This window comes from Corynebacterium camporealensis (genome assembly GCF_000980815.1).
Classification (GTDB): Bacteria; Actinomycetota; Actinomycetes; order Mycobacteriales; family Mycobacteriaceae; genus Corynebacterium; species Corynebacterium camporealense.
Genome location: NZ_CP011311.1, coordinates 652,409 through 675,481, shown reverse-complemented (window position 1 = coordinate 675,481; position 23,073 = coordinate 652,409). Strand labels below are relative to the sequence as shown.

At 60.7% G+C, this 23,073-nt stretch carries 26 protein-coding genes; 8 read left to right on the top strand and 18 right to left on the bottom strand.

Going from position 1 to position 23,073, the window contains the following annotated elements:
• Nucleotides 1-13: 13 nt before the first annotated feature.
• Nucleotides 14-238, bottom strand: coding sequence for a DUF3107 domain-containing protein (locus UL81_RS03190; RefSeq protein WP_035106903.1), 225 nt, complete (start codon nt 236-238; stop codon nt 14-16).
• 66 nt (nt 239-304) lie between these two features.
• On the opposite strand from UL81_RS03190, the gene UL81_RS03185 reads away from it, so the two are divergent.
• Together UL81_RS03185 and UL81_RS03180 are read left to right on the top strand one after the other, a co-directional pair.
• On the top strand, nt 305-1,594 hold the full coding sequence (locus tag UL81_RS03185) for a DEAD/DEAH box helicase (protein ID WP_035106902.1): 1,290 nt from the start codon (nt 305-307) through the stop codon (nt 1,592-1,594).
• Entirely contained in the window at nt 1,591-2,796 is a 1,206-nt protein-coding gene (locus UL81_RS03180) for an Rv3212 family protein (RefSeq protein WP_035106901.1), read from the top strand. The genes UL81_RS03185 and UL81_RS03180 overlap by 4 nt, the downstream gene beginning before the upstream one ends.
• Here UL81_RS03180 and UL81_RS03175 read toward each other — a convergent pair.
• Nucleotides 2,793-3,230: a hypothetical protein gene (locus UL81_RS03175; protein WP_035106899.1), complete on the bottom strand. Its 438-nt coding sequence runs from the start codon at nt 3,228-3,230 to the stop codon at nt 2,793-2,795. The two genes, UL81_RS03180 and UL81_RS03175, sit on opposite strands and share 4 nt — an antisense overlap.
• Nucleotides 3,231-3,717: 487 nt before the next feature.
• Between UL81_RS03175 and UL81_RS03170 the strand changes: the two genes are divergently transcribed.
• On the top strand, nt 3,718-3,978 hold the full coding sequence (locus UL81_RS03170) for a WhiB family transcriptional regulator (protein ID WP_035106897.1): 261 nt from the start codon (nt 3,718-3,720) through the stop codon (nt 3,976-3,978).
• A gap of 79 nt (nt 3,979-4,057) precedes the next feature.
• Nucleotides 4,058-4,132: a 50S ribosomal protein bL37 gene (locus UL81_RS12165; RefSeq protein ID WP_100227335.1), complete on the top strand. Its 75-nt coding sequence runs from the start codon at nt 4,058-4,060 to the stop codon at nt 4,130-4,132.
• A gap of 171 nt (nt 4,133-4,303) precedes the next feature.
• Here UL81_RS12165 and UL81_RS03165 read toward each other — a convergent pair whose 3' ends face one another.
• The 4 genes from UL81_RS03165 to UL81_RS03150 all read right to left on the bottom strand — a co-directional run bounded on the left by UL81_RS03165 (nt 4,304) and on the right by UL81_RS03150 (nt 6,877).
• Nucleotides 4,304-5,263: an HNH endonuclease signature motif containing protein gene (locus UL81_RS03165; RefSeq protein ID WP_046453249.1), complete on the bottom strand. Its 960-nt coding sequence runs from the start codon at nt 5,261-5,263 to the stop codon at nt 4,304-4,306.
• 96 nt (nt 5,264-5,359) lie between these two features.
• Nucleotides 5,360-5,626 carry a hypothetical protein gene (locus UL81_RS03160; protein WP_035106896.1) on the bottom strand — a complete coding sequence of 89 codons (267 nt, stop codon included), beginning with the start codon at nt 5,624-5,626 and terminating at the stop codon, nt 5,360-5,362.
• Nucleotides 5,626-6,198 carry a sigma-70 family RNA polymerase sigma factor gene (locus tag UL81_RS03155; protein WP_105360288.1) on the bottom strand — a complete coding sequence of 191 codons (573 nt, stop codon included), beginning with the start codon at nt 6,196-6,198 and terminating at the stop codon, nt 5,626-5,628. Before UL81_RS03155 ends, UL81_RS03160 begins: the two co-directional genes overlap by 1 nt.
• Before the next feature lie 34 nt (nt 6,199-6,232).
• Nucleotides 6,233-6,877 carry an SOS response-associated peptidase gene (locus UL81_RS03150; protein WP_035106893.1) on the bottom strand — a complete coding sequence of 215 codons (645 nt, stop codon included), beginning with the start codon at nt 6,875-6,877 and terminating at the stop codon, nt 6,233-6,235.
• On the opposite strand from UL81_RS03150, the gene aroA reads away from it, so the two are divergent.
• On the top strand, nt 6,876-8,153 hold the full coding sequence (gene aroA, locus UL81_RS03145; protein WP_035106892.1) for a 3-phosphoshikimate 1-carboxyvinyltransferase: 1,278 nt from the start codon (nt 6,876-6,878) through the stop codon (nt 8,151-8,153). The genes UL81_RS03150 and aroA overlap by 2 nt on opposite strands.
• 1 nt (nt 8,154) lies before the next feature.
• Nucleotides 8,155-9,153 (top strand): ribosome small subunit-dependent GTPase A, encoded by a 999-nt coding sequence (gene rsgA, locus UL81_RS03140; RefSeq protein ID WP_035106891.1) that lies wholly within the window; start codon nt 8,155-8,157, stop codon nt 9,151-9,153.
• On the opposite strand, the gene UL81_RS03135 is transcribed toward rsgA, so the two are convergent.
• Complete coding sequence (locus UL81_RS03135; protein WP_035106890.1) at nt 9,150-9,659, bottom strand: DUF6912 family protein; 510 nt, start codon at nt 9,657-9,659, stop codon at nt 9,150-9,152. The genes rsgA and UL81_RS03135 overlap by 4 nt on opposite strands.
• Nucleotides 9,660-10,196: an HAD-IA family hydrolase gene (locus tag UL81_RS03130; RefSeq protein WP_330217035.1), complete on the bottom strand. Its 537-nt coding sequence runs from the start codon at nt 10,194-10,196 to the stop codon at nt 9,660-9,662.
• A gap of 43 nt (nt 10,197-10,239) precedes the next feature.
• On the opposite strand from UL81_RS03130, the gene UL81_RS03125 reads away from it, so the two are divergent.
• Complete coding sequence (locus UL81_RS03125) at nt 10,240-10,623, top strand: hypothetical protein (RefSeq protein ID WP_035106889.1); 384 nt, start codon at nt 10,240-10,242, stop codon at nt 10,621-10,623.
• 27 nt (nt 10,624-10,650) lie between these two features.
• On the opposite strand, the gene UL81_RS03120 is transcribed toward UL81_RS03125, so the two are convergent.
• From UL81_RS03120 to UL81_RS03080, 9 genes are all read right to left on the bottom strand, one after another.
• Complete coding sequence (locus UL81_RS03120) at nt 10,651-11,367, bottom strand: hypothetical protein (protein WP_046453247.1); 717 nt, start codon at nt 11,365-11,367, stop codon at nt 10,651-10,653.
• A gap of 118 nt (nt 11,368-11,485) precedes the next feature.
• On the bottom strand, nt 11,486-14,023 hold the full coding sequence (gene secA / locus UL81_RS03115) for a preprotein translocase subunit SecA (protein WP_035106886.1): 2,538 nt from the start codon (nt 14,021-14,023) through the stop codon (nt 11,486-11,488).
• A 163-nt stretch (nt 14,024-14,186) separates the two neighbouring features.
• The gene (gene hpf, locus UL81_RS03110) at nt 14,187-14,828 is read right to left on the bottom strand and encodes a ribosome hibernation-promoting factor, HPF/YfiA family (protein ID WP_035106884.1); all 642 of its coding nucleotides are present in this window, start codon (nt 14,826-14,828) and stop codon (nt 14,187-14,189) included.
• A 166-nt stretch (nt 14,829-14,994) separates the two neighbouring features.
• Nucleotides 14,995-15,648: a ComF family protein gene (locus UL81_RS03105; protein WP_035106882.1), complete on the bottom strand. Its 654-nt coding sequence runs from the start codon at nt 15,646-15,648 to the stop codon at nt 14,995-14,997.
• Between the two features lie 23 nt (nt 15,649-15,671).
• Nucleotides 15,672-17,369 carry an MtrAB system accessory lipoprotein LpqB gene (lpqB, locus tag UL81_RS03100; protein ID WP_046453246.1) on the bottom strand — a complete coding sequence of 566 codons (1,698 nt, stop codon included), beginning with the start codon at nt 17,367-17,369 and terminating at the stop codon, nt 15,672-15,674.
• Complete coding sequence (mtrB, locus tag UL81_RS03095; RefSeq protein WP_082099154.1) at nt 17,366-19,147, bottom strand: MtrAB system histidine kinase MtrB; 1,782 nt, start codon at nt 19,145-19,147, stop codon at nt 17,366-17,368. Before mtrB ends, lpqB begins: the two co-directional genes overlap by 4 nt.
• 62 nt (nt 19,148-19,209) lie before the next feature.
• Nucleotides 19,210-19,896 (bottom strand): MtrAB system response regulator MtrA, encoded by a 687-nt coding sequence (mtrA, locus tag UL81_RS03090; protein WP_035106880.1) that lies wholly within the window; start codon nt 19,894-19,896, stop codon nt 19,210-19,212.
• Nucleotides 19,897-19,901: 5 nt separating this feature from the next.
• Complete coding sequence (locus UL81_RS03085) at nt 19,902-20,516, bottom strand: dTMP kinase (RefSeq protein ID WP_035106878.1); 615 nt, start codon at nt 20,514-20,516, stop codon at nt 19,902-19,904.
• Between the two features lie 30 nt (nt 20,517-20,546).
• On the bottom strand, nt 20,547-20,897 hold the full coding sequence (locus UL81_RS03080; protein ID WP_035106876.1) for a DUF4259 domain-containing protein: 351 nt from the start codon (nt 20,895-20,897) through the stop codon (nt 20,547-20,549).
• Between the two features lie 134 nt (nt 20,898-21,031).
• On the opposite strand from UL81_RS03080, the gene UL81_RS11455 reads away from it, so the two are divergent.
• Nucleotides 21,032-21,775, top strand: a complete 744-nt coding sequence (locus UL81_RS11455) for a hypothetical protein (protein ID WP_052097797.1) — start codon at nt 21,032-21,034, stop codon at nt 21,773-21,775.
• Between the two features lie 80 nt (nt 21,776-21,855).
• Here UL81_RS11455 and manA read toward each other — a convergent pair whose 3' ends face one another.
• On the bottom strand, nt 21,856-23,073 hold the full coding sequence (gene manA / locus UL81_RS03070; protein ID WP_035106874.1) for a mannose-6-phosphate isomerase, class I: 1,218 nt from the start codon (nt 23,071-23,073) through the stop codon (nt 21,856-21,858).

Genomic DNA, 23,073 nt, shown 5'->3' with positions numbered 1-23,073 from the left:
GTTACCCGGCTGCTTAGACGCCGGCGAAACCCACGGCGTGTGGTTTGGTAGCACCAATTTCTACGTAGACGACGCGGTCGGTGCGCACGATGTACTTGCGGCCCTTGTCGTCGGAAAGCTCCAGCGTCGAATTATCTGCCAGCGCGGAGTTAATCTGCGAGGTCAGCTCCTCCTGGGTGCCTTCGGCCTTGATGACCAGCTCGCGGGCAGTATCGGCGAAACCAAACTTAATGTCCATGAAAATTTTCCTTTCTTCGCGACTATCTAATGGCCCCACTATAACCACGGCCGCTAGTATCGAGGTGTGTCTGCCTCCAAATCTTCGCCACCTACCTTTGCCGCCCTCGGCGTTGCCGCCGAAATTTGTGAGGCCTTGACTAGCCGTGGCATCACCCGTACCTTTGCCATCCAAGAGCTCACCTTGCCCATTGCACTGTCGGGGCAGGACCTTATCGGCCAGGCCCGCACGGGCATGGGCAAGACCTACGGCTTCGGCGTGCCGCTTCTGGACCGCGTGTTTGACGATGCCGCCGTGCCCGAGCTGGACGGTACCCCTCGGGGTTTGATTGTGGTCCCCACCCGTGAGCTGGCCATGCAGGTCGGCGAGGACCTGCAGGTTGCCGCCCGCCATCTACCACTGAAGGTGCGCACCATCTACGGCGGGCGCCCTTACGCGGAGCAGATTCGGCAGATTAAGAAGGGTGCGGATGTCATCGTTGGTACCCCGGGGCGTCTGATTGACTTGCACCAGCAGGGCGAGCTGCGTTTGAACAAGGTTGCAGTGCTCGTGCTCGATGAGGCCGACGAGATGCTGGACCTGGGCTTTTTGCCCGATATTGAAAAGTTGCTCAGGGCTTTGGAAGGCAACAAGCACCAAACGATGCTGTTTTCGGCCACGATGCCCGGCCCGATTGTCACGCTGGCGCGCAACTTCCTGCACAAGCCGCTACACATTCGCGCTGAGTCCGGCGAGTCCGACCAAACGCATGCCACTACCCGCAAGGTCACCTTCCAGGCCCACCGCATGGACAAAGTCGCGGTGCTCACCCGCGTGCTGCAGGCCGACGGCCGCGGGCGGACCATTATCTTTACCCGCACCAAGCGTTCGGCTGCCACGGTGGCTGACCAGCTGGCCGAGCGCGGTTTCAAGGTGGGCGCCGTCCACGGCGATTTGGGCCAGGGCGCGCGTGAGAAGTCCCTCGCGGCGTTTCGCACCGGCAAGGTCGACATTCTGGTGGCCACCGATATCGCCGCCCGCGGCATCGACGTCGATGATGTCACCCACGTGATTAACTACCAGGTCCCCGATGATCCGATGACTTTTGTCCACCGCATTGGCCGTACCGGTCGCGCGGGCAACGAGGGCACCGCGGTCACCCTGGTCGGCTACGATGAGCTGGCCAAATGGCGCGTGATTAACGACGAGCTCAACCTCGATACTCCAGAACCGCCACAGTGGTTTAGCACCTCGCCCGAGCTTGCCGATGCCCTCTCCATCCCCGATGACGCCTCCGACAAAGTTGGTGCGCCTACCCGCGTGATTGGGCAGGTGAAAATGCAGCGTCCTGGTCCGCGGAAGGGGCGTCGTCGATGAAACCGTTGCGCTCCACGCGCGCTGATTGGATTGCCACCGCCGTTATTGCGGGCGTCAGCGTGCTTGCCGTCACCGGGGCTTGGGCCACCGCTAATATTCGCCAGGCTGACCTGGAAACACACGCCTCCGCCCCGGAGGTCGCCGCCTGGAACGAGCTGCCCGACACGCTGTCGGTTGCCGCGGAGTTGCCCAATGAGTTGGTCCCGGGCCAGTACCGCCCGCTCGTTGTCGATGGCGTCCTGGTCACTCACGAGGGCCCGCAGATCCGCGGGCATTCTTCTACCGGCGAGATCTTATGGACCTACACGCGTGACGATGCCGACCTGTGTTCGATTGGCGGCGCCTGGGACAAGGTCGTCGCGGTGTATCGCACCGGCGTGGGCTGCGGCGATGTCGTCACGATCAACGCGGCGGACGGAACCTATTCCGATACCCGGAGTGCGATTAACACCGATGAAGTCGTGCCGATTTCCTCCAACGACCGCGTGGGCACCGTCTCGACCGAGCGCGTCGAGTTGTGGCGTTCCGATATGGTTCGCACCATCGAATACGGCCACGTCGAAGCCCCGCAGGAGCCCGACCAGCAGCCCCATCCCGAGTGCACGATTACCTCCGCGCTTACTCGCACGGAGCTGCTTGCCTTAACTGAGACCTGCCCGAACGAGACGACCTGGCTGCGCTTTTTAGACACCACGCCTGACGATGCCCGCGAGCCCGAAATCACCGCCGAAGTTCAACTGGACAACCCCGGCGCCCGTTTGGTCGCCATTGGGCAGGACGCTGCGGCTGTCTATGAGCCCGGCGAGCAGGTCGTGACTTATTCTTCTGCCGACGAGCAAACCGGCGCGTGGCCTACAGAACTCTCCCCACACGTACGCGATTCTTCCACCCCTTTTGCGCCTGCGACCGCGGACCTGCCCCACCACATGTCCTGGTTTGATGGCGAGCGCCTGCACCTGCTGCGCCCCTCCACGCTGCAGATTGATCACACCTTTGACCAGGCCATCGGCACTGGCGTCGCGCTCGGCGACAAGCTGGTCCTGCCCACGCCTGAGGGCCTGGAGTTGGTCAACCTCACGACCTGGCGCACCGAGCGCAGCATCGACGTCGACCGCGACGGCTACCGCGGGCCAGTGTCTTTAAGCATGCTTGGCGATGCCCTCGCCGAAACCCGCGGCGATCACACCGTCATCCTGCGCTAAAAGTTCATCTCCGCCCATGCGGCAGTGTCTTTGGAGAACATCATCAGATACAGCGTGATGACGGCGGTGACCAAGGTGAGAATACCGAGGTAAATGCTACCGCCGGACATCATCTGGAAAGAGCTGGGGATAAGGATGAACTCCACCAGCACGATGGCGCCACGGCCCCAGCGCTTGCCCAGCAAGAAAGCAATCGCACCGGCGATAACGAAGCCGAAGATGATGAAGATAAAGACGGCCGTACCAGTACCCACGTGGGAAGCGACGTCAGTCGACGAGACCATCGAGGGGTTATCTGCATCGTTGATGTCGCGCACGACCAAAAAGATGCCAAAAGTAATCACCACGAGGGACTGAGCGATGGCGATAAGCGAGGCCATCCACACAGACCAGGGTGCGCGGGCAGAGGCTGGAGGCTGATTCGTCGTAGACACTCGTGTGAGTTTACCTAGGCAAAGACAATTGTTTAACCCATCGGGGAATGTCTCTCTACACGTGGCGTAGAACACGGGGGCAATCGAATTTCTCGGATTTGACGCTAACGCAGCAGCCACACTCACTAGCTTTTTGCTAAACAGCAAGCTCACACCCACTTTGTCACCTGTGGAAGTCCTGAAAAGGCCCCGCAAGATCCGCGCCAAAAGAAAAAATAGGGGTGTTGTTGCTCACATTTTAGGCTTTAACCCTAGCGCAGGCTAAGTAAACATGTCATGATTCTTGAGTAGCGAAAACGACGAGCTGTTTAACCAGCTCTTAACTCGGAGCAAACTTCGAGTTAACGCCAGGTAAACCATGGCGGCATCGACGCGGTCACCCCAGACCCCACTGCTTGCAGACCGGTTACCTGTCCCCTTTTTCACTGTTGCGCTTTATGCGCATCGGTGTGTACTGCTGTCGAAAATTTGTTAGGAGATTTCAAAGATGGATTGGCGCCACGAAGCTGTTTGCCGCGATGAAGACCCCGAGCTGTTTTTCCCGGTCGGTAACTCCGGCCCTGCCCTGACCCAGATTGCTAAGGCCAAGCTGGTCTGCAACCGTTGCCCGGTTGCTACCCAGTGCCTGAAGTGGGCCCTCGAGTCCGGCCAGGATGCCGGCGTGTGGGGCGGCCTGTCTGAAGAAGAGCGTCGCGCTCTCAAGCGTCGTCGCAACCGCGGCCGTGGTCGCGCTCGCGTGACCGCCTAAACCACCCCGATTTCCGCCACGGCATCCCGTGCCGCTAAGGTTAAGTGCAGTTCATTTACCCTCAACGAAGGAGTACCCAATGAGCAAGCGTGGTCGTAAGCGCAAGGATCGCCGTAAGAAGTCCGCTAACCGCGGTAAGCGTCCTAACGCATAAGACAGATGCTGAAAGCCCGCCCCGGATTTTCCGAGGGCGGGTTTCGCACGCCTAGGGTCCACCGATTCTGGGATCACCGACAAGCCCGGTAGTTGCCGGGCTTTCAGCGTCTGTTGGGGGGTTATGGCATACGGAACTGCCTAGGGGTTCCTAGTAATACGTGGGCCTGCTTCAGTATGCCCAGGGTGGGACCCATTCGACTTTGCCTCTAATTCTTAGAAGTTTGCCGTTTCTTCGTTCATTACCATCATCATTTCTTCCGTTGTGATGGTCACACGCTGTAGTGAGATTTGAGGCGTTGGTTTCTCCGCCGTATTTCCAGGCCACTATGTGGTGAACCTGACACTCATCCGCACCTTTGAGGCAATGTATCCACGGACAGACCGGGTTTTCCGCCTTCGCCATGGTTCTTTGCTTGAAACTTGCGCTTCGTTGCGTGCGATAGAGGTTGACCGGGCCCTCGACGGGATGAATGAGGGTGGCGTAGCCGTGATCGGTAAACATCTGCTGCACAAGCTGGGCGCCGGTGATTTTGGCACCGTTGGTCATTTGTAGAACGATGTCGTCGCCTTGACCATCGACAATCTTGTCCAGCTCGTCCAGGTTGATCACCACATGGGTGGTTACAGCAGTGCCGTTGACTTTGCCAGTGCGCAAGAATTCTCTGACGGAGTCGATGGTGGGGAACATATCGCGAACTTGAGCAATTAGCTCAGAATCGCCAGTCAAACGGTAGGTCCACCTGTCCGTCTTGGAGCGCGTCAAAGCGGTGCCCTCTTCTGGTGGCTTAGGCGGGTCCATGAATTCCTTGGCCACCTGCCCAATCTTGCTAGCTGGTACGTCAGCACACGCGATGCGGAACTTGTAGCGATCCACGTGCTTCTTTATCCGGCTGGCTTTCTTCTCCATCTCCAGCAAGGTGGAGAGGTCATGCGGGGTATTGCGGGACTTGGCCTGGAGCTGGGTGTAGGGGGTTTCGCCGAAGTAAATATCGGACAGCGTGAGCAGCTCGCGGGAGAACTTCCGCGGGAAACCCAGCATTTGGAGATGCGCATTCGTCAGCGCCGCGACCTCGGAGAGTGTCTCCATGGGCGCGGTAAACGCTTGAGCTAAGGCATCTAATTTGTTCATGCCTTTAACGCTAAGCGGAGGATGTCAAGGCCCGCTAGAGAAAATTTTTAGCCTGTGGATAACTTTGCAAAAGCCCAGGTTATTGGCCGCGGCAAACTAGCGGTAGGTGCGGCGCGTCATACGAATTTGGACGGTAATGCGCTCGCGGAGGGTAGGCGGTGCCGGCTGATTGGAGCAACACTTCTTGACGTGCTGGCGGATGAACTCTTCGTCGCGAAGCCGCTCGTCGCAGGCGGCACACTCGGATAGCCGCAGGCGGATGGCGCGGGCGCGGGCGGGGTCGAGGCAGTCATCGAAAAGCTCGCAAATCAAGGCCTCCACCTCAGCCTGGCTGCAGTTGCAGTTTCCATGCTCACAGGTCATTATTCCGCCTCCATATCGGGATGGTTCAAACCGATGCCTTGTTCTCTCGCTACGTCCTTCAACGCTTTTCGGAGCAATTTTCTTCCCCGATGCAGCCTCGACATCACGGTTCCGAGCGGAGTGCCCATGATTTCGGCGATTTCTTTGTAAGCCAATCCCTCGACATCGGCGTAGTAGACGACCATGCGGTAGTCCTCGGGAAGGTCGTTGACGGCATCGGAAATCGTGTCATCCGGGATGGATTTCAACGCGGCGACCTCAGCGGATTCCAAGCCCGTGGAGTCGTGGCCGGAGGTCGTATAGAGCTGAAAATCGCTCAACTCATCCGCCGACGACTCCGTCGGGCGCCGCTTAGCCTTGCGATAGGAGTTGATATAGGTATTGGTCATGATGCGATACAGCCACGCCTTCAAGTTGGTGCCCTGCTTGAAGGAATCAAAGGCCTTGAAAGCCTTGAGGTAGGTTTCTTGCACTAAATCTTCCGCGTCTTGCGGATTACGCGTCATGCGCAGCGCGCCGCCGTAGAGCTGGTCCAGCAGCGGCAGGGCTTGTTCCTCAAATGAGGCTGCCATCGACACACTCCTTGCTTGTTGAGTCCTAACCATTCTAGGCAATCAACTCGGGGTAATCGTTACGCACGTTGCCCACGGCCTTGTCCACCGACCGGGTCTGAAAGCCCCGCAGGCGGGAAGGCTCGAGCAACGTGGCGGCATCGTCAGGCGTGCCCTCCAGCCAAGTGCGGACCTCAGCCGGCTGCAGAAACAGCGGCAATCGACCGTGCAGCCAGGCCATTTCCTCGGTTGCCTCGGTGGTCACCATGGTCGCCGACAACCGGTCCAGGCCGGTCTCCCACAGGCCCGCAGCCCACAGCATGCCGTCGTGTTGCACAAAGTGCGGGGTCTTGCCGCCGTCGTCGTCTTTGTGCCACTCGTAGTAGCCATCCAGCGGAATCAGGCAGCGCTGGTTCTTAAACGCCGCACGGAAGGAAGGCTTGGACGCCACGGTTTCAGCGCGGGCATTAAACAGCGGCGGACCATCAAGGTCCTTCTTCCACTGCGGAATCAGCCCCCAGCGCGCGGGGTCGACTTGGGCGAGCGATTCCTGCACGCGCACCACCGCGACCATCTGGGTAGGCGCGATGTTGTAGCGCGGTCCCGGCAGGCCGTCGGGGGCGTGTGTTTCGGTGATGCCGGGCAGGTCGCCGACGGCATCGAGAAGCGACTCGCTGAACAATACAAATCTTCCGCACATGATCCCTATTATGGACTACATGTCTGATCTGTGGTCCGCACCGGTAGCAACGAGGCCTTTAAGCTGGGAAATGCGCGTTCCCGGCTCCAAGTCGATGACCAATCGCGCCTACATCCTAGCCGCGCTTGCCGATGGCCCCTCCACCATCACCGGCGCCTTAAAGTCCCGCGATACCGAACTGATGGAGGCAGCCCTGCAGGCCATGGGCATCGGCGTGGAGCACGACGGTGACACCGTGCACATCACCCCGGGCCCGCTGCATGGGGCTTCCATTGACTGTGGCCTGGCCGGTACGGTCATGCGTTTCCTTCCGCCTTTAGCAGCGCTTGCCGATGGCCCCGTCCACGTCGACGGCGACAAACAAGCCTACGCCCGCCCCATGGGCGCCATCTTGGGCGGACTGCGCGACCTCGGCGTGGACGTCGACGGCGATAGCTTGCCTTTCGACCTGCGCTCCTCCCAGGTTCCGGAGGGCGGCGAGGTCACCATTGATGCCTCGGGGTCGTCGCAGTTTGTCTCGGGGCTGTTGTTGTCGGCGCCGCGTTACCGGAAGGGCATTACCGTGCGCCACGAGGGCGGACCACTCCCCTCTTTGCCGCACATCGAGATGACCCTGGCGATGCTGGAAGACGCCGGCGTGCGCGTCGAGTCCGGTGAGAACCGCTGGACCGTGCATCCTGGCCCAATTGCCGCGCGCGAGTGGAAGATTGAACCGGACTTGTCCAACGCCACACCATTCTTGGCTGCTGCTGCGGTGGCTGGCGGCACGGTGGCGATTCAGGATTGGCCGGATTCCACCACCCAGCCTGGCGATGAGATTCGCGCGATTCTCTCGGAGATGGGCGTGGAGGTCTCGCGCGCCGACGGCAGTGTGGCGGTCCATGGTGGCGGTGCGCTGCAGGGCATCGAGCGGGATATGGGCCCGATTGGGGAACTCACCCCGACCGTTGCGGCGCTGTGTGCGCTCGCGGAGACCCCGTCGAAGCTTTATGGCATCGCGCATCTGCGCGGACACGAAACGGATCGCCTAAAGGCGCTGGCTGCGGAGATTAACGGGCTTGGCGGTAAGGTCACTGAGCTCGACGATGGGCTCTACATCGAACCGGCCCCACTGCAGGGCGGGACGTGGCATACCTACCACGACCATCGCATGGCGACTGCCGGTGCGATTATTGGTCTGCGCGTCGAGGGCGTGGAGGTTGAAAACATCGCCACGACCGCGAAGACGCTGCCGGGCTTTGCGGACCTGTGGACTGAAATGTTGGAGGCGAAGTAGCGTGGCTCGCAGCTTTCGCTCTTATGACGAATCCGATGTGCGCGTGCGCCCCGGCAAGGGCTCGCGGCCGCGTACGAAGGACCGCCCGAAGCACAAAAACGCCAAGTTCGGCATGGTGATTACCAAAGACCGCGGGCGTTGGGGCGTTGCACTTGACGATGGTCCCGTGGTCACCACCATGCGCGCCCGCGAGCTGGGACGCACCCCCATCGAAGTCGGTGACCGCGTGGGCGTGGTGGGTGATACGTCGGGTAAGAAGGATACGCTCGGGCGCATCGTTAAGCTTGCGGAGCGCACGTCGGTACTGCGGCGTACTGCGGATGATACGGATCCTTATGAGCGCATCGTGGTGGCCAATGCTGACCAGATGCTGATTGTCACGGCTGTGGCGGATCCGCCGCCGCGCTCGGGGTTTGTGGAGCGCGCACTGATTGCTGCGTTCGTGGGCAATGTCTCGCCAGTGCTGTGCCTGACCAAGACGGACCTGGCGGACCCGGCACCTTTCGCAGCGGAGTTTGCCGATCTGGATGTGCCCGTGGTGACTGCGGGCGTGGATGACTCGCTGGATGCAGTCTCCAAGGTTGTTGAGGGCCATGTGACTGCCCTGATTGGGCATTCTGGAGTGGGAAAATCGACGCTGGTCAACCGCCTGATTCCCGATGCGGATCGCGAGACCGGTGAGGTTTCGGCCGTCGGCAAGGGCAGGCACACCTCGACCCAATCCGTGGCGCTGCCGTTAGAGGATGGCTGGTTGATTGATACCCCGGGCATCCGTTCTTTCGGTCTGGCGCACGTGGACGCAGATACCGTGTTGGGCGTCTTTGAGGACCTGGCCGAAGCGACGGAGAATTGTCCGCGTGGATGCACGCACGCCGGTCCCCCAACCGACCCGGAGTGCGGGTTGGATGAGATTGAAGAAGATACTGCCTCGGCTAGGCGTCGGGACGCGGTGCGGCGCCTGCTGGCGGCGCTGCGCACCAACGTCGACTGGGAGAACTAGAGCAGTTCGATGAGGAAAGGCAGCTCAGTCGGGTCGTAGAAGGCCATGAAGTTGTCGAGGGCATCGCCAACTGCCAGCTCTGCGTCCTCATCGCCCAAGTCCGCAGTATCGATGGCGGTGATGGCGCGGGCGGTGTCCTTTTCGGATTCCTCGATATCGACGTGGATGGCGGCGACATCGTCGACCTCGATGGCTGCCGGTTCCAGGGCGACGACCGGCTCACCCATGTCCGGGCGTGCGGTGACGTTCTTGTCCGGAACATCGACGGAGATGACCACGCGGCGGTAGGGGAACTTGTCTTCATCGCCAATCGCGAGCAGACGCAGCGAAGCCATGGAGGCTTCCAGGAAGGCCGCGTAGGCGATTTCTTCTTCGTCGCCGGCGGTGTAGAACTCGCGCAGAGCCGGGGTGACCATGAAACCCCAGCCCGAGCGGGCGTGGAGTTTGCCGGTTTCCTGCAGCTCAGTGAGCATGGCGAAGGTGGCAGGCAGGTAGACGCGTGCCATTTAGAACTCGCCCTCGATATCAAACAGAGCCTGGATCTCGACGCTGCTGCGGTCAAAGACGGTATAGAGAATACCGACCATGCCGAAGTCCACGGCGGCGCGGACGTTGAGGATGCCGTCGTCGACCATGACGCAGTCGTTGAGAGGGAGCTCGATGGCATCGGCAGCTGCTTGGAATGCAGCGCGCTCCGGCTTTTCAGCTCCGACCTCACCGGAGAGGATGACCGCGTCGACGATGCCGCGGTATTCCCACTCGCGGATGGGCTCGGCGTCCGGGCCGCCTGGGTCGTTGGAAAGAATGGCCGTTGCCACGCCGTTAGCCTTGGCTGCGGCAAAGAGGCTGCGCCAGCGCTTGACGTCTTCTTCAGTGCCATCGAGTACGCCGACGTAATCGACGATCAGACCGCGCATAATCACTTGTCCTTTACGTTGTTCGTGTAGATAACCCCCGAGAGTATATCGAAGAAAATTTTTCAGCGCGCCCACCCCTTTCAGGAAACTCACAGTTGTGCTGCGAGCTCGTGTGGGCTGTGTCATGATGTGGGGGCGTCGCTTTGTTCTTCCGGGCTCAGGAGAGCCCATGTATGTTCCCATCCCGGGGTTTAGCCACTTGCAGCTTTATCAGCCGGCTGACCCAGTTCGTTATGAACGCGTGCCTACCGAAGAAGACTTGCGCATTCGGGAAAGAGCACGCGCACTCGTCCGCATCGCCGTCGAGGTCGCCGCGGGTGCTCGCCCACTGCGCCAAATTCGCCGCGAGACTTTCGACCCCGTCATTCGCCTGCACTTGATGGCCTGGTCACGCGGGCACGGCACTTCCTTGCGCAGCGTGCCCTGCGAATTGCGCAGCCTGCACGCCCGTGGCGGTGGCGAATTCTTCGGATCAGCCCAAATTGGCAGGCACAGTCATGCCTTCACGGGCACTTTTGGCAAGGATCGGCTGACCAGCTTTCGCCTGATGTGAAGCGGCGCGCTAGGGCGTGGCGCTGGTTTAGACGAGGCGGCCGATGGTGCTCAGGATTTCTGCCCAGTCGACAGAAGTCCAGCCGCTTACGGTCACGCCGAGCAGCATCGCGGTCGCGGTGGCGAGTGCGGCGGTGATGCCGGCAGGCATGCCGTGGTCGTCGGCTTCCGCTTCTCCGGCTGCGGTTTCCTCAGCTGCCGCCTCGACACACGGGGCGGTGACGCGGTTGCTCAGCTCTGCGCTGCGCTCGAGGGCATGCTGATAGGCCGGGAATTGCTCGGGGAAGGCGCCTTCGATGGGTTCGGTGGCGGTGCGCTCGGCAAGTACGCCGGTCTGCGCTGCGTCGACGACGTAGGCGTAGTCCTCAGAGAGGTGACGCAGGTAGGTCAGGATGGCGCGTTCGGTGACAACGCCTTGGCCTTTATCGACGGCGACTTCGCGCGGCTGCCAGGGAAAGTCGGCAGTCGGTGCATCAAAGTAGAAGCTGAATGCGGAATCGAGGTCGGCAGGCTGGAGGACCTCGAACTCGGCAAGCGCATCTTTGCGCTCAGCGGCGAGGTGGTAAATCTCGGTCGCGGCGTCCTGGTAGGACTGCTGCTCTTGCGGGTTGAGTTCAACCTCGCAGGTTTCTTGGCGAGTCTCGGCGGTCTGCTCCGGCGGGGAGGCTACAGCAACGGTGCTGCTCAGCAGGCTCGCAGACAGCACTGCGGGTAGACCCCAACGCAGTGAGAAACGAGACCACATAGCTAATCCCCTAGCAACGACAATGATGTTCCAATAATTCTAATACTTTAGACAGAAAAATGCCCAGTCGAGCGACTGGGCATTAAGTGAAGCGAGGTTTCGTCCCCGCGGAAGTCTTTTAGACTTCCGCGGTTTCTTCCTGCTTCGCGAACTGCTTGCGCAGCATGAACAGCTGGCGGACGGTTTCTTCCTTCACGCCGTCGTTCATGGCGTTGAAGAGGTCGCCGCCTTCTTTCTGGTACTCGACCAGTGGGTCGCGCTGGGCCATGGCACGCAGGCCGATGCCTTCCTTGAGGTAATCCATCTCGTAGAGGTGCTCGCGCCACTTCTGGTCGATGATTGGCAGGATGACCATGCGCTCGGTGTTGCGCATTTGCTTCTCGCCGCCGATGGAGGTGATGTGGTCTTCCAGCTCGTCGTACTGGGCGTGGGCATCGGCAAGCAATGCATCGCGAAGCTGCTCTGCGGTGAGCTCACCTGCCGAGCCGTACTCGCTGCCCTCGACGAGGGACTCGTGGGACATGGACGGGCCGTAGAGGGACTCCAGGGCGTTCCACAGCTCATCGAGGTTCCAGTCCTCGACGTAGCCGGTCGCGGTAGCGCCAGCGACGTAAGCGGAGATGGTGTCGTCGATCATGCTGCGGATGTTGTCCTTGAGGTCGCCGGCATCCAGGATTTCGTGGCGGGTCGAGTAGACGACCTTGCGCTGCTCGTTGAGGACCTCGTCGTACTTCAGGACGTTCTTACGCATCTCGAAGTTCTGGTTCTCGACCTGGGCCTGGGCGCCCTTGACGGAGTTGGAGACCATCTTGGAGTCGATGGGGACATCGTCAGGCACATTCAGACGGTTCATCATGTTTTCCATGGACTGGCCGACGAAGCGAACCATCAGCTCATCGCGCATGGACAGGTAGAAACGGGTCTCGCCCGGGTCGCCCTGACGGCCGGTACGACCGCGCAGCTGGTTATCAATACGGCGAGACTCGTGGCGCTCAGTACCCAGAACGTAGAGGCCACCGGCTTCGCGGACGAGGTCGCCCTGCTTCTTGGAGCGTTCCTTTTCCTCATCGATCTCGGCATCCCAGGCTTCCTGGTAGCGCTCTTCGTCCTCAAACGGGTCGAGGCCGCGGTCGCGCAGCTTCTCATCCAGGATGACTTCGGGGTTGCCACCGAGCACGATATCGGTACCGCGGCCTGCCATGTTGGTAGCCACGGTGACGGTGCCCGGACGACCCGCGCGGGCGACAATCTGGCCCTCCTGCTCGTGGTGCTTCGCATTCAGAACAGAGTGCTCGATGCCGCGCTTTTCCAGCAGCTGCGAGAGGTACTCGGAACGCTCAACGGAAGTGGTACCGACCAGAACTGGCTGGTTGTTCTCAACGTGCTCCGCAATATCGTCGACCACCGCGGAGAACTTAGCCTCCTGGGTCTTGTAAATGCGGTCGGAGTGGTCGGTACGCTGGTTCGGCTTGTTGGTCGGAATGGAGACCACATCCAGGCCGTAGATGGAGTGCAGCTCGGCTGCCTCGGTCTCTGCGGTACCGGTCATACCGGAAATCTTGTCGTAAAGACGGAAGTAGTTCTGCAGAGTCACGGTCGCCAGGGTCTGGTTCTCGTTTTTGATCTCCACGCCCTCTTTGGCCTCAATGGCCTGGTGCATGCCCTCGTTGTAGCGGCGACCTGCCAGCACACGGCCGGTAAAGCCGTCAACGATCATGACTTCACCGTTGCGCACGATGTAGTCCTTATCGCGGGTAAACAGCTCCTTGGCCTTCAGCGCGTTGTTCAGGTACGACACCAGCTGGGAGTGCTCCGGGGCGTACAGGTTGTCGATGCCCAACTGGTCCTCGACGTATTCCACGCCCTCTTCCAGCACGCCAATGGTGCGCTTTTTGTGGTCGACCTCGTAGTGGATGCCTTCGCGCATGCGCGGTGCCAGCTGGGAGAAGACACCGTAGAACTGCGACGAGCCGTCCACCGGGCCGGAGATGATCAAAGGAGTACGCGCTTCGTCGATAAGAATGGAGTCGACCTCGTCGACGATGCAGTAGTTGTGGCCGCGCTGCACGACATCGTTAAGCGAACGCACCATGTTGTCGCGCAGGTAATCAAAGCCCAGCTCGTTGTTGGTGCCATAGGTGATATCGCAGTCGTAGGCGGCCTTGCGCTCAGACGGACGCATCTCCGACAGGATGACGCCGACCTCAAGCCCGAGCCAGCGGTGCACACGACCCATCATCTCGGCGTCACGCTTGGCGAGGTAATCGTTGACGGTCACGATGTGCACGCCCTTGCCCTCTAGGGCATTGAGGTAGGCCGGCAGCAGCGAGGTCAGGGTCTTGCCCTCACCGGTGCGCATCTCCGCAACGTTGCCGAAGTGCAGGGCCGCACCACCCATGACCTGCACCTTGTAGTGCTTCTGGCCGAGCACGCGCCAGGCAGCTTCACGCACGGTGGCGAAAGCCTCGAGGAGGATGTCGTTCATCTCCTCCTTGCCCGCGAGGCGCTCTTTGAACTCGTCGGTCTTGGCCTTGAGTTCTTCATCGCTTAGCTGGGCGTAATCGTCTTCCAGGGCAATGACTTCATCGGCCATCTTGGCCAGGCGCTTGACGGTGCGTCCTTCACCGGCGCGCAGCAGCTTGGAGAGTCCAAACACTTGGGGTAGTCCTTCTCATCGCGACAAAATTGTTAACTCGAACCATTGTACGCACAACCCTGCGCCAAGACCCTTTGGGCTACTGGGTAATCCCTGAGAGTATTCAGAAATGCAACAACCCGCCCACCGGAAACCAGTGGACGGGTCGGAGAAAGAAGAAGGATTACTTCTCGTCTTCACCCAAGGAGATCAGACCGTAGTCGAAAGCGTGACGACGGTAGACAACCGAAGGCTTGTTGTTTTCTTCGTTGATGAACAGGTAGAAGTCGTGTCCCACCAGCTCCATCTCGGACAGAGCCTCATCAACGCTCATCGGGGTAGCGGAGTGCTCCTTGGTACGCACGATCTGACCCGGGCGAACGTCCTCGACGGTCTCGGCGTACGGGTCGACGTAGCGCTCTTCCTTGGCACGGTTGGCCTCAGCCTTGGCCACCATCTCTGCTGCCAACTCGCCGGTACCCTTCTGGGCACGGTGGCCGGACTTGACGTTCTCGCGGCGCACCTTCACCTTGCGCAGGGAGCGCTCCATCTTAGCCAGTGCAGTTTCGAGTGCTGCGTAGAAGGAGTCTTCCTTGGCCTCGGCACGAGCAATGTGGCCCTTGCCGGTCGCGGTGATCTGGATGCGGTCCGACTCGGAATCACGGCGCGGGTTTGGCTCGTGCTTCAGCTCGACGTGGAAGAAAGTCAGCGTCGGGTCGAGTCGTTCAATCTTGGCCAACTTCTCGGTCACGCGCTCTTGGAAGTGCTCCGGCACCTCAACGTTACGGCCGGTGATCGTGACCTGGGCATTGGTTGGCTGGGACATGAATTGCCTCCCTTATCTTGTGGGACTGAACAGAGTGCACAGTCTATAACCTTTGTGACCAGCACTTTCTTAAAAGATTTTAAGTTTTCGCGGGTCACAGTCGTTATCCCTTGTGACACCAACCATGTTACCAGTGGTCATAACCAACGGGACTGAGGGGGTTATTTTATGCATCGGCAAGCACGAGACCACCGCGAACCACCGCGCCCGCACCCCGCAACGTCGCCACAGCTGCCGCCAGCGTAGCACCCGTGGTCACCACGTCATCCAGCACAATCACCGGCCGTCCTGCCACATGCTTAACGATGTCCCGCGCCTGCACCGCATCCCGCATATTTTTCCACCGCTGGGCCGCATCCAGACGGGATTGGTCGGTCACTTGTTGCCGCAACGTCAGCGCGGGCAGGTAACTCACCCCGGGCAGATGCTTTGCGACGTAAGCACACCACTGCTCCACCGGATCCCCACCGCGGGCCCGGGCACTGCGCGGACGTGTCGGTGCCGGAACCAGACAGAAGTTTTCGGGGATATCGCCGCGGGCACGCAGGTAATCGAGACCGGCGGCAAAGACAGCGCCGATGTAGTCGCGCACGGCCTGGTTGTTTTGCTCCTTCATCGCAATAATCGCAGAGCGGCGGATGTCCGAATACGGGCCCAAGGCAAAGACCCGGGTGCCCAAATCTCTGGGGCGGTGGATGGGACTGGGTACTTGCTGCAGGTGGCATCGGCAAGCAGTGCACAGAATGTCGCCGGGCGCGCCGCAGCCCGCGCAGGACCTGGGCAGGATGAGCTCGCCGAGCTGCGCCCACCATGGCAACATGTCCCCTCCCCCGTAATGTCGTGCTAGTTAGCCACGATAGGTGCTGAGCGGCGGCCTTGCACGCCGGGGACTTCGCGCCAGAAGCTGGACTGGTTGGCTTCGGTATCCGCGCTGGGCAGTTCCAGCATGGCCTGGGAATCGGTGAGGTAGATCGCCGACGGCGAGACCTCGAGTGCGACAACCGGTGCGGAGACGTTGCCCGAGGCCATCGCGGTGGAGGCGGAACCGTCCTGCTCAATACGCCAGATGGGCGAATCGGTGTTGGCAGTGCCGACGATGAGCGAGCCATCCTGCTGCCAGTCCAGCGCCAGGGCGCTATCGCCGATGTCGGGGTAAATCTCGCGGACGCTGGCAATCCGGTACTCGCCGTCCTGGGAGCGGGCGACCACGCCGGTGTAGACACCACCGTTGATGATCATGGCTACGCGCGCGCCGGTCGAGGACAATCGCAGCACGGAAATCTCGCCGTCAATGTCATCGAGAGCGGAAGTATCGACCTCGGATTCGGTGATGCGCTGGCCTTCCGAGAGCTTGACGCGGACCACGCGGGAGCCATCGACAACGGTCCAGGCGGCATCGCCAGCCAGCTCGAAACTCGGTCGGGACAGCGTGCGTGCGGACAGCGATTCTTCCAGTCCCGCACCGATTTCGCCCATGAACAACTGCGAGTTGCGCTCGTCGAGCTTGCGCACCGCGGCCACCGCGCCCTGGGAGGAGACATCGGCAGACTGAATGTTGCCGGTAGCACCAGGGACTGGTTCGGTGCCTTCGGTGGTCACGTCGAGCAGGTTGCCACCGTAAAGCGCATAGAGATCGCTGACGGTGCTGGCAGGGTCGCGCGGATTGAACTCGGAGAAGTCATCGATGGTCATCTCCTTGAGCCCCTCGACCAGCGGGGCGCCATCGGCGATGACCTCGAAGGGGCCGCGGAAACCAGCGTTGTTCAGCGTCCAGACCAGCTGGGCTGCGAACTTGCGACGCTCCTCGCTATCCATGCTGGTCATGCCTGCGAAACGATAGGCACCGCCCTCGTAGCCGACGAAGCTGGCACCAGCAGGAATCATCGACACCGTACCCGGGCTCAAGGTATCGCTGGGGCCCTGCAGCAACAGCGTGACCAGCTCAGAATCCAGTGACTCGCGGTTGCTGGACAGCCAGCGACGATCGGAGGCGAGCGCCTCACCAGTGCGTTCGAAGAAGTACAGCGACTGGGCTTGGTACTGGTTGCGCAGTTCGGTGCGGTCAATAACGACCTCGGCAGGTAAGTCCGTGATGCGCCACTTGCCGTCGTTGTGGTGCATGGTGAACTCGGCTTCGTAGTTCGCACTTTCTGGGCTATATGCACCGCCTGTGCTTACCGAGCCAACCAGCTTGCCGTGGGCCTGGAAGACGCGTAGGTCCGTGCCGGAATCGGTAGTGACCAGGTCGATGCTGTCGAGAACCAGCATGCGGCCATCCGGGTTCCAGGAATCCGCGGCTTCGCCATTGAGGAAGCTGCGCGCTGCGCTGAAGTTACCAGTCGGCAGTGCGGAGGCGGAGAAGAAGTCACGCAGGAGCTGATCTGGCGAACGGGAGTCATCCGGGGTGATGACGGGTTCTTCTTCGTCGTGGTCTTCATAAGGGTGCAAGACCTGCGGGGTGGTGTTATTCGGCAGGGTTGAACACGCGCCCAGCGTCGTGGCAGCGACCACCATGACGGCAGCGAGTTGCAGCTTGTTCATCGCTGGGCCTCCTCATCAAAGTCCGGGTCTTCGCCGTGGATTCCCGTGCCGGTCTTGGGCTTTTTGAACTGGCCTTGACGTTCCGTGGGCTGACCTTGGCGCTCCGAGGGCCAGACGATGCCCGGGTCCGGGGTCACGGCGATGGCATCTGCCTGCGGGGTAGGTTCGCCGTCTTGGTTAGCGACAGGCTCAGTATCGGTCTGCTCGGCAGCCTGCGCAATTGCCTTCGGGGCATGCGGGACTTCCAGGGCAATCGGTTCGTCATCGAAGATGGTGTTGGGCTCGCGCGGCAGCAGCAGGCGGAAGCGGGAACCGACACCAATGTAGCCCTTGGCATCTAAGGTGCCGCCGTGCAGGACGGCGTCTTCGCGGGCAATCGCCAGGCCCAAACCGGTACCGCCGGAGTGGCGCTTGCGGGAGGCATCGGCACGCCAGAAGCGGTTGAAGACGAGTTCTTCTTGACCGTCCTTGAGGCCCACACCTTGGTCGGTCACGGCGATGCCGACGGCGTCGTCGGAAGCCACCATGTCCACGGTGACCGGCTTGCCTTCGGAGTGGTCAATGGCATTCGCCAGCAGGTTGCGCAGGATGCGCTCGATGCGACGGGAATCGCCATTCATGTTGACTGGTTCATCCGGCAGGTTGAAGTTGACCTCCACACCGAGTTCCTGTGCCAGGTGGGTGACCTGGCCCCACGCGGATTCGACGCAGGAGCGCACATCGATGGTGGCGATAGACAGGTCGGCCACACCGGCGTCGTGACGGGAGATTTCCAGCAGGTCTGCGAGCAGTTCCTCGAAGCGGTCGAGCTCGCGAGTCATCAGCTCCGAAGCACGGCGGGCATGCGGTTCCAGCGAATCCGGGTCGGAGGCAATCATGTCGGCTGCCATGCGCACTGTGGTCAGTGGCGTGCGCAGCTCATGCGAGACGTCAGAGGTGAACTGGCGCTGCAGGTCACCGTATTCCTCCAGCTGCGTAATCTGCTTGGACAGCTTGTCCGCCATGTCGTTGAAGGAGGATGCCAGGCGGCCCATCTCGTCATCGGAATCGACGACCATGCGCTCGCGCAGGTGACCTGCTGCCAGACGCTGTGCAATGCGCGATGCCGAACGAATCGGGGTAATCACCTGCTGGGTTGCCAACCAGGCAATGCCCACCAGCAGCACGACGACGACCACGCCGGCCGCGGACAACAGGCCGCGCATCAGCGCCATGGTGGAGGCCTCGGATTGCATGGACAGCACCAGATACATCTGGGTATTCGGAATATCAGAATCCACTGGTGTACCCATGACGAGTGCCTGGTAGTCGCGGCCATCGGCTTGGTCGATGCCGGTGAATTGGTAGGCCACGTTGCCATCGGCAACCAGCTGGCGCAGGTTTTCCGGAATACGATAGCCCTCCGGCGAGGTGGTCACCGAACCATCCGCGTTAGGCACCAGGATGACTGGCTCGAATACCGCCTGGGTTTCGGAGGTTTGCGTCGTCAGCTGCCCGAGCGAAGCACGCGCGGAATTAATGCGCACCTGCACGGAGTTCGCCGTACCCGTGGCATTGATTTGCTGCTCGACGGTGACGCGAGCGCGTTCAATTTCTTGACCGGCAGCGTTGATCTTCTGATCCACCAGGCGGTGAGTCAGCACAGAAATCAGCGCGTAGGCCAGGATCACCATGACCACCGTGGAGGCAATCAGGATGAGCCCGATAACGCGCGTTTGCAAAGACGTCCGCCAAGAATCAACGACGGAGTCTCTAGCGCGCTGCAGACGATCCAACATACAACCAGTCTTCAATTAAAAAGTACGGAAAACGACCCCGATATCAGGGTCGTCTCTATCAATTATTCGTCGGTCTTGCCAGTCTTATAACCCACACCGCGCACAGTCAGCACGATCTGTGGGTCTTCTGGGTCACGCTCAATCTTGGAGCGCAGACGCTGGACGTGGACGTTAACCAGACGGGTATCAGAGGCATGGCGGTAGCCCCAGACCTGCTCAAGCAGGGACTCGCGAGTGTGTACTTGTCCAGGCTTGCGCGCCATTTCCACCAGCAGGTCAAACTCCAGTGGAGTAAGGGAGAGCTCTTCGCCGTCTTTGCGGCGGACGGTGTGCTCCGGGACATCGATAAGCAGGTCGCCTACCTCCAGCAACTCACTGGAAGGATTGTCAGTGCGGCGCAGGCGGGCACGGATGCGGGCGATGAGCTCCTTCGGCTTGAAGGGCTTAGTGATGTAGTCATCGGCACCAGATTCCAGGCCGAGCACCACATCGACGGTGTCAGTCTTGGCGGTGAGCATGACAATCGGGACCGCGGACTCGCTGCGGATCGCACGGCAGATATCGACGCCATTCATGCCGGGCAGCATCAGGTCCAGCAGGATGAGATCCGGGTTGTGTTCCCGGAAGGCGGGCACGGCTTCATTGCCGTCCATGACCGGGATAGGCTGCAGGCCTTCTGCCTCCAGCACGATGGTCAACATCTCAGAGATGGCCGGGTCATCGTCCACGACCAGAATTTTCGGCGTCAACGTTCCTACTTCCCTATCAGTTCTTTAATAACCTGAATAATCCTATCGGTATCCGCGGTGGCGATCCACTGCCCCGCCCACTCACGCTCAGCTAATCGACGGTACGCCGCCGCAGTATTGGCCTGCAGATCAGCATCGCGTTCATACCGGTCGAGTTCCCGGGTGGCATCGGCAGCTGCGCGCTGCTCTGCCCTATCGGCTGCCACCTCCACTGCGGTATCTAAAAAGACCTGCAGGCGCGGCTTGGGCAGGCTCAGCTTGCCAAACTCCAGGTCATATACCCAGTCCATCACTGCGTCATCGCCAAGCCGGGCAGCCGAGTACGCCGCATTCGATGCCACGTAGCGGTCCAACAACAAGATGTCTGGCTGGGCGGCTGCCGCAGCGAGCTGCTCGCGCACGCCGTGGCGATCCAGGGCAAACAACGTGGCCATGGCATAGGCCGAATCAGTCATATCGCCCATGCGACCGTAGAGGGCTTCTTGGGCGAGCTGAGCGTGAATGGAATCGGCATAACGCGGGAAGCTTAGGACCGGAAACTCCCGGTCAAGTTCGGTGCGGAGACGATTTACCAGAGTGTTTTTGCCGGCACCGTCAATGCCTTCAATGCTGACGAGCATGCAGGAGCAGCCTTTCTGTAACTATATGTTTTAAGACAGTGCTTCTAGGAAGGGCTCGAGGTCATAGTCTTCCTCGACAGCCTCCAGGATTTCTGCTGCCTGCTCGCGCAGCTCTTCATCGCCTTCACCGACCAGGGAACGAATGAAAGGATAATCCGCTACGGAATCACCGGCGCTAAAGGGCGCTCCTGCCCAGATAGCAGCGATAGTGGCAGCAGCCTGGGCGTTTTCTTCTTCCTCGTCACTAGCCTGTCCACTGGTGGACAAAGCGACGGCGTCGGCAATCGCCTGCACGATTTCATCGTCTTCCAGATTGGACAGTTCATCGAGGAAATCGACGTTGGCTTCCACGTCAAAAACGTGCTCATCCCAGGTGCTCATTGCTTCTCCCTTCACAAGGTGTCTATACCACAATCAACGCGGCAAAGTAGCGGTCCTGCAAAAATTTCTGTTCTCAAGATGCAATGATCATGCTACTGTTGTTATCGTCTTGTTACCAGCGAAAGGGGAAAGCGGTGAAAGTGGTGAACACAGACTCGCGCCGAGTCATTGCATTTTTTGCAGTCGGCCTGCTCGCCGCAGTAGCCATTGGCTTTCTGGTGTGGCGTGTGAGCGTGCCCAACACCACTCTGGCTAATGACTCGACCGCCATCGAATCGTCTTCCAACATTGAGGCAACCAGTGAGGAAGAATCCACGACCAGCTCCTCGTCGAGCGAATCGGAGACCACCTCCTCCAGCCGGGACAACGAAGACGACCAGCGACCTGCGCAGCCACAACGCCAGGAGCCTGCACAACCTTATGCACAGGGCGAAGACCCCTTTCTTGCCCCGAACGCTGTAGTTAACAGTGGCGGCCAAGCTGCAGAGCCAACCCGCTACTACCGTCCGGATAGCTTGTCGGATCAGCAGCCTGCGCAGCCAACCCAGCCGCAGCAGCAGCCGGTGCAACCGCAGCCAACGCAGCGCCCGACCACCCAGGAACCAACCCCATCCTCGCAGCAGCCGGAGCCATCTGGCGAGGATCGCCCAACGGTTCCAGCCGAGCAGCAGTCGGACGAGGAAAAGATCGAAGTTACTTTCCCACCGGGCTTCCGCCCGGGTACGACCCCTGGTTCTTCTGCAGAGCCGCAGGATGCGCAGGAAACTCAGCGCACCCAGCAGAACGCTCCACAAGAAAACGACAACGGTGAGCAGCGCGCCCCAACCGCTGAGCGTGACACCACCGGCGGCCCACCTGCCCCAACGCCTACTCAGTAACAGCAATAAGAAAGGCGCGGTAGCAATCGCTACCGCGCCTTTTCGATCCCTATGCTGGGGCGAAATTGTGTTGAGCCGCGTTAAGCCCGCGCGATGAATAGCTGCGACTTAGCGGTCGCGTTAACGGTGACTTCGCCGTCGGAAGCTGGTACCCAGACGGCTTGGCCGGGGCGAAGGGTTTCGGTGTTCTCGCCGCTGGTGAGTTCGGTTTCGCCTGCGGTGTTGAGCAGGACTAGTGGGCCGTCGTGGGCGACGGCGGCGGTGCCGTTGGCTTCGAGTTCGAGGCAGTCGAGGCGGAAGTCGTCGACTGGGACTGGGTAGGCACGGCAGGTGCCATTCTCCACGCGGGCGCTGGTGCCGGTCTGGGTGTGAATCCGTGGGTCCTTGATGGCGACGTAGTCGAGCACCTTGACCAGTTCGGGAACATCGACGAACTTCGGGGTTAGGCCACCGCGCAGCACGTTGTCGGAATTGGCCATGATTTCCACGCCCATGCCGTGGACGTAGGCGTGCAGCTTGCCGGCAGCTAGGAAGAGGGCCTCGCCGGGTTGTAAGACGATGTGGTTAAGCAACAATGCGCCCAGCACGCCGACGTCATCCGGGTAGCGCTCATCTAGGTCGATGATGGTGCGCAGGACCTGTGCCTTCCAGTCATCGGCAGGCAGGTTCTCCAACAGCTTCTGCGCGGCATCAACAATGGCGTTGATGAGCTGCTTGCGGTTCGCCGAAGGAATCGTAATCCAGGTGGTAAACAGCGTGCGCAGATTGTCTGATTCGGCGTCCTCGCCTTCGACCAGCATCGCTTGGTAGCGGGCTAAGTCGGGGCAATCGAGGGCATCGAAAAGCTCACGCGTCTGTGCCAGCGGACGGAAACCAGCCATGGCGTAGAACTCCGTGAGCGCCACGATGAGCTCGGGCTTGTGGTTGTCGTCCTTGTAGTTGCGGTTGCTGGCCGAAAGGTCAATGCCCTGCTCGTTTTCGCGGGCAAAACCCTCCTCAGCCTGAGCTTTAGAGGGGTGTGCCTGCAGCGACAGTGGCTCTTCGGCAGCCAGCAGCTTCATCAAGAAAGGCAAGCGGTCGCCGAAGTCAGCCTGAACGCGCTGGCCCAGCTGGGTGTCCGGGGCGGCATCGATAAGCGCATTCAAAGGCTCCTCACCCACCGTGGAGGGTGCGGCAGGATGGGCACCGTACCACAGCTCCGCGAGGGGACGGTCGGCCTTCGGTTCACCGATAAGCTCCGGGATCATCGTACGAGAACCCCAGGAGTAGTGGCGCGAGGCGCTATTGAGCAGCTGCAT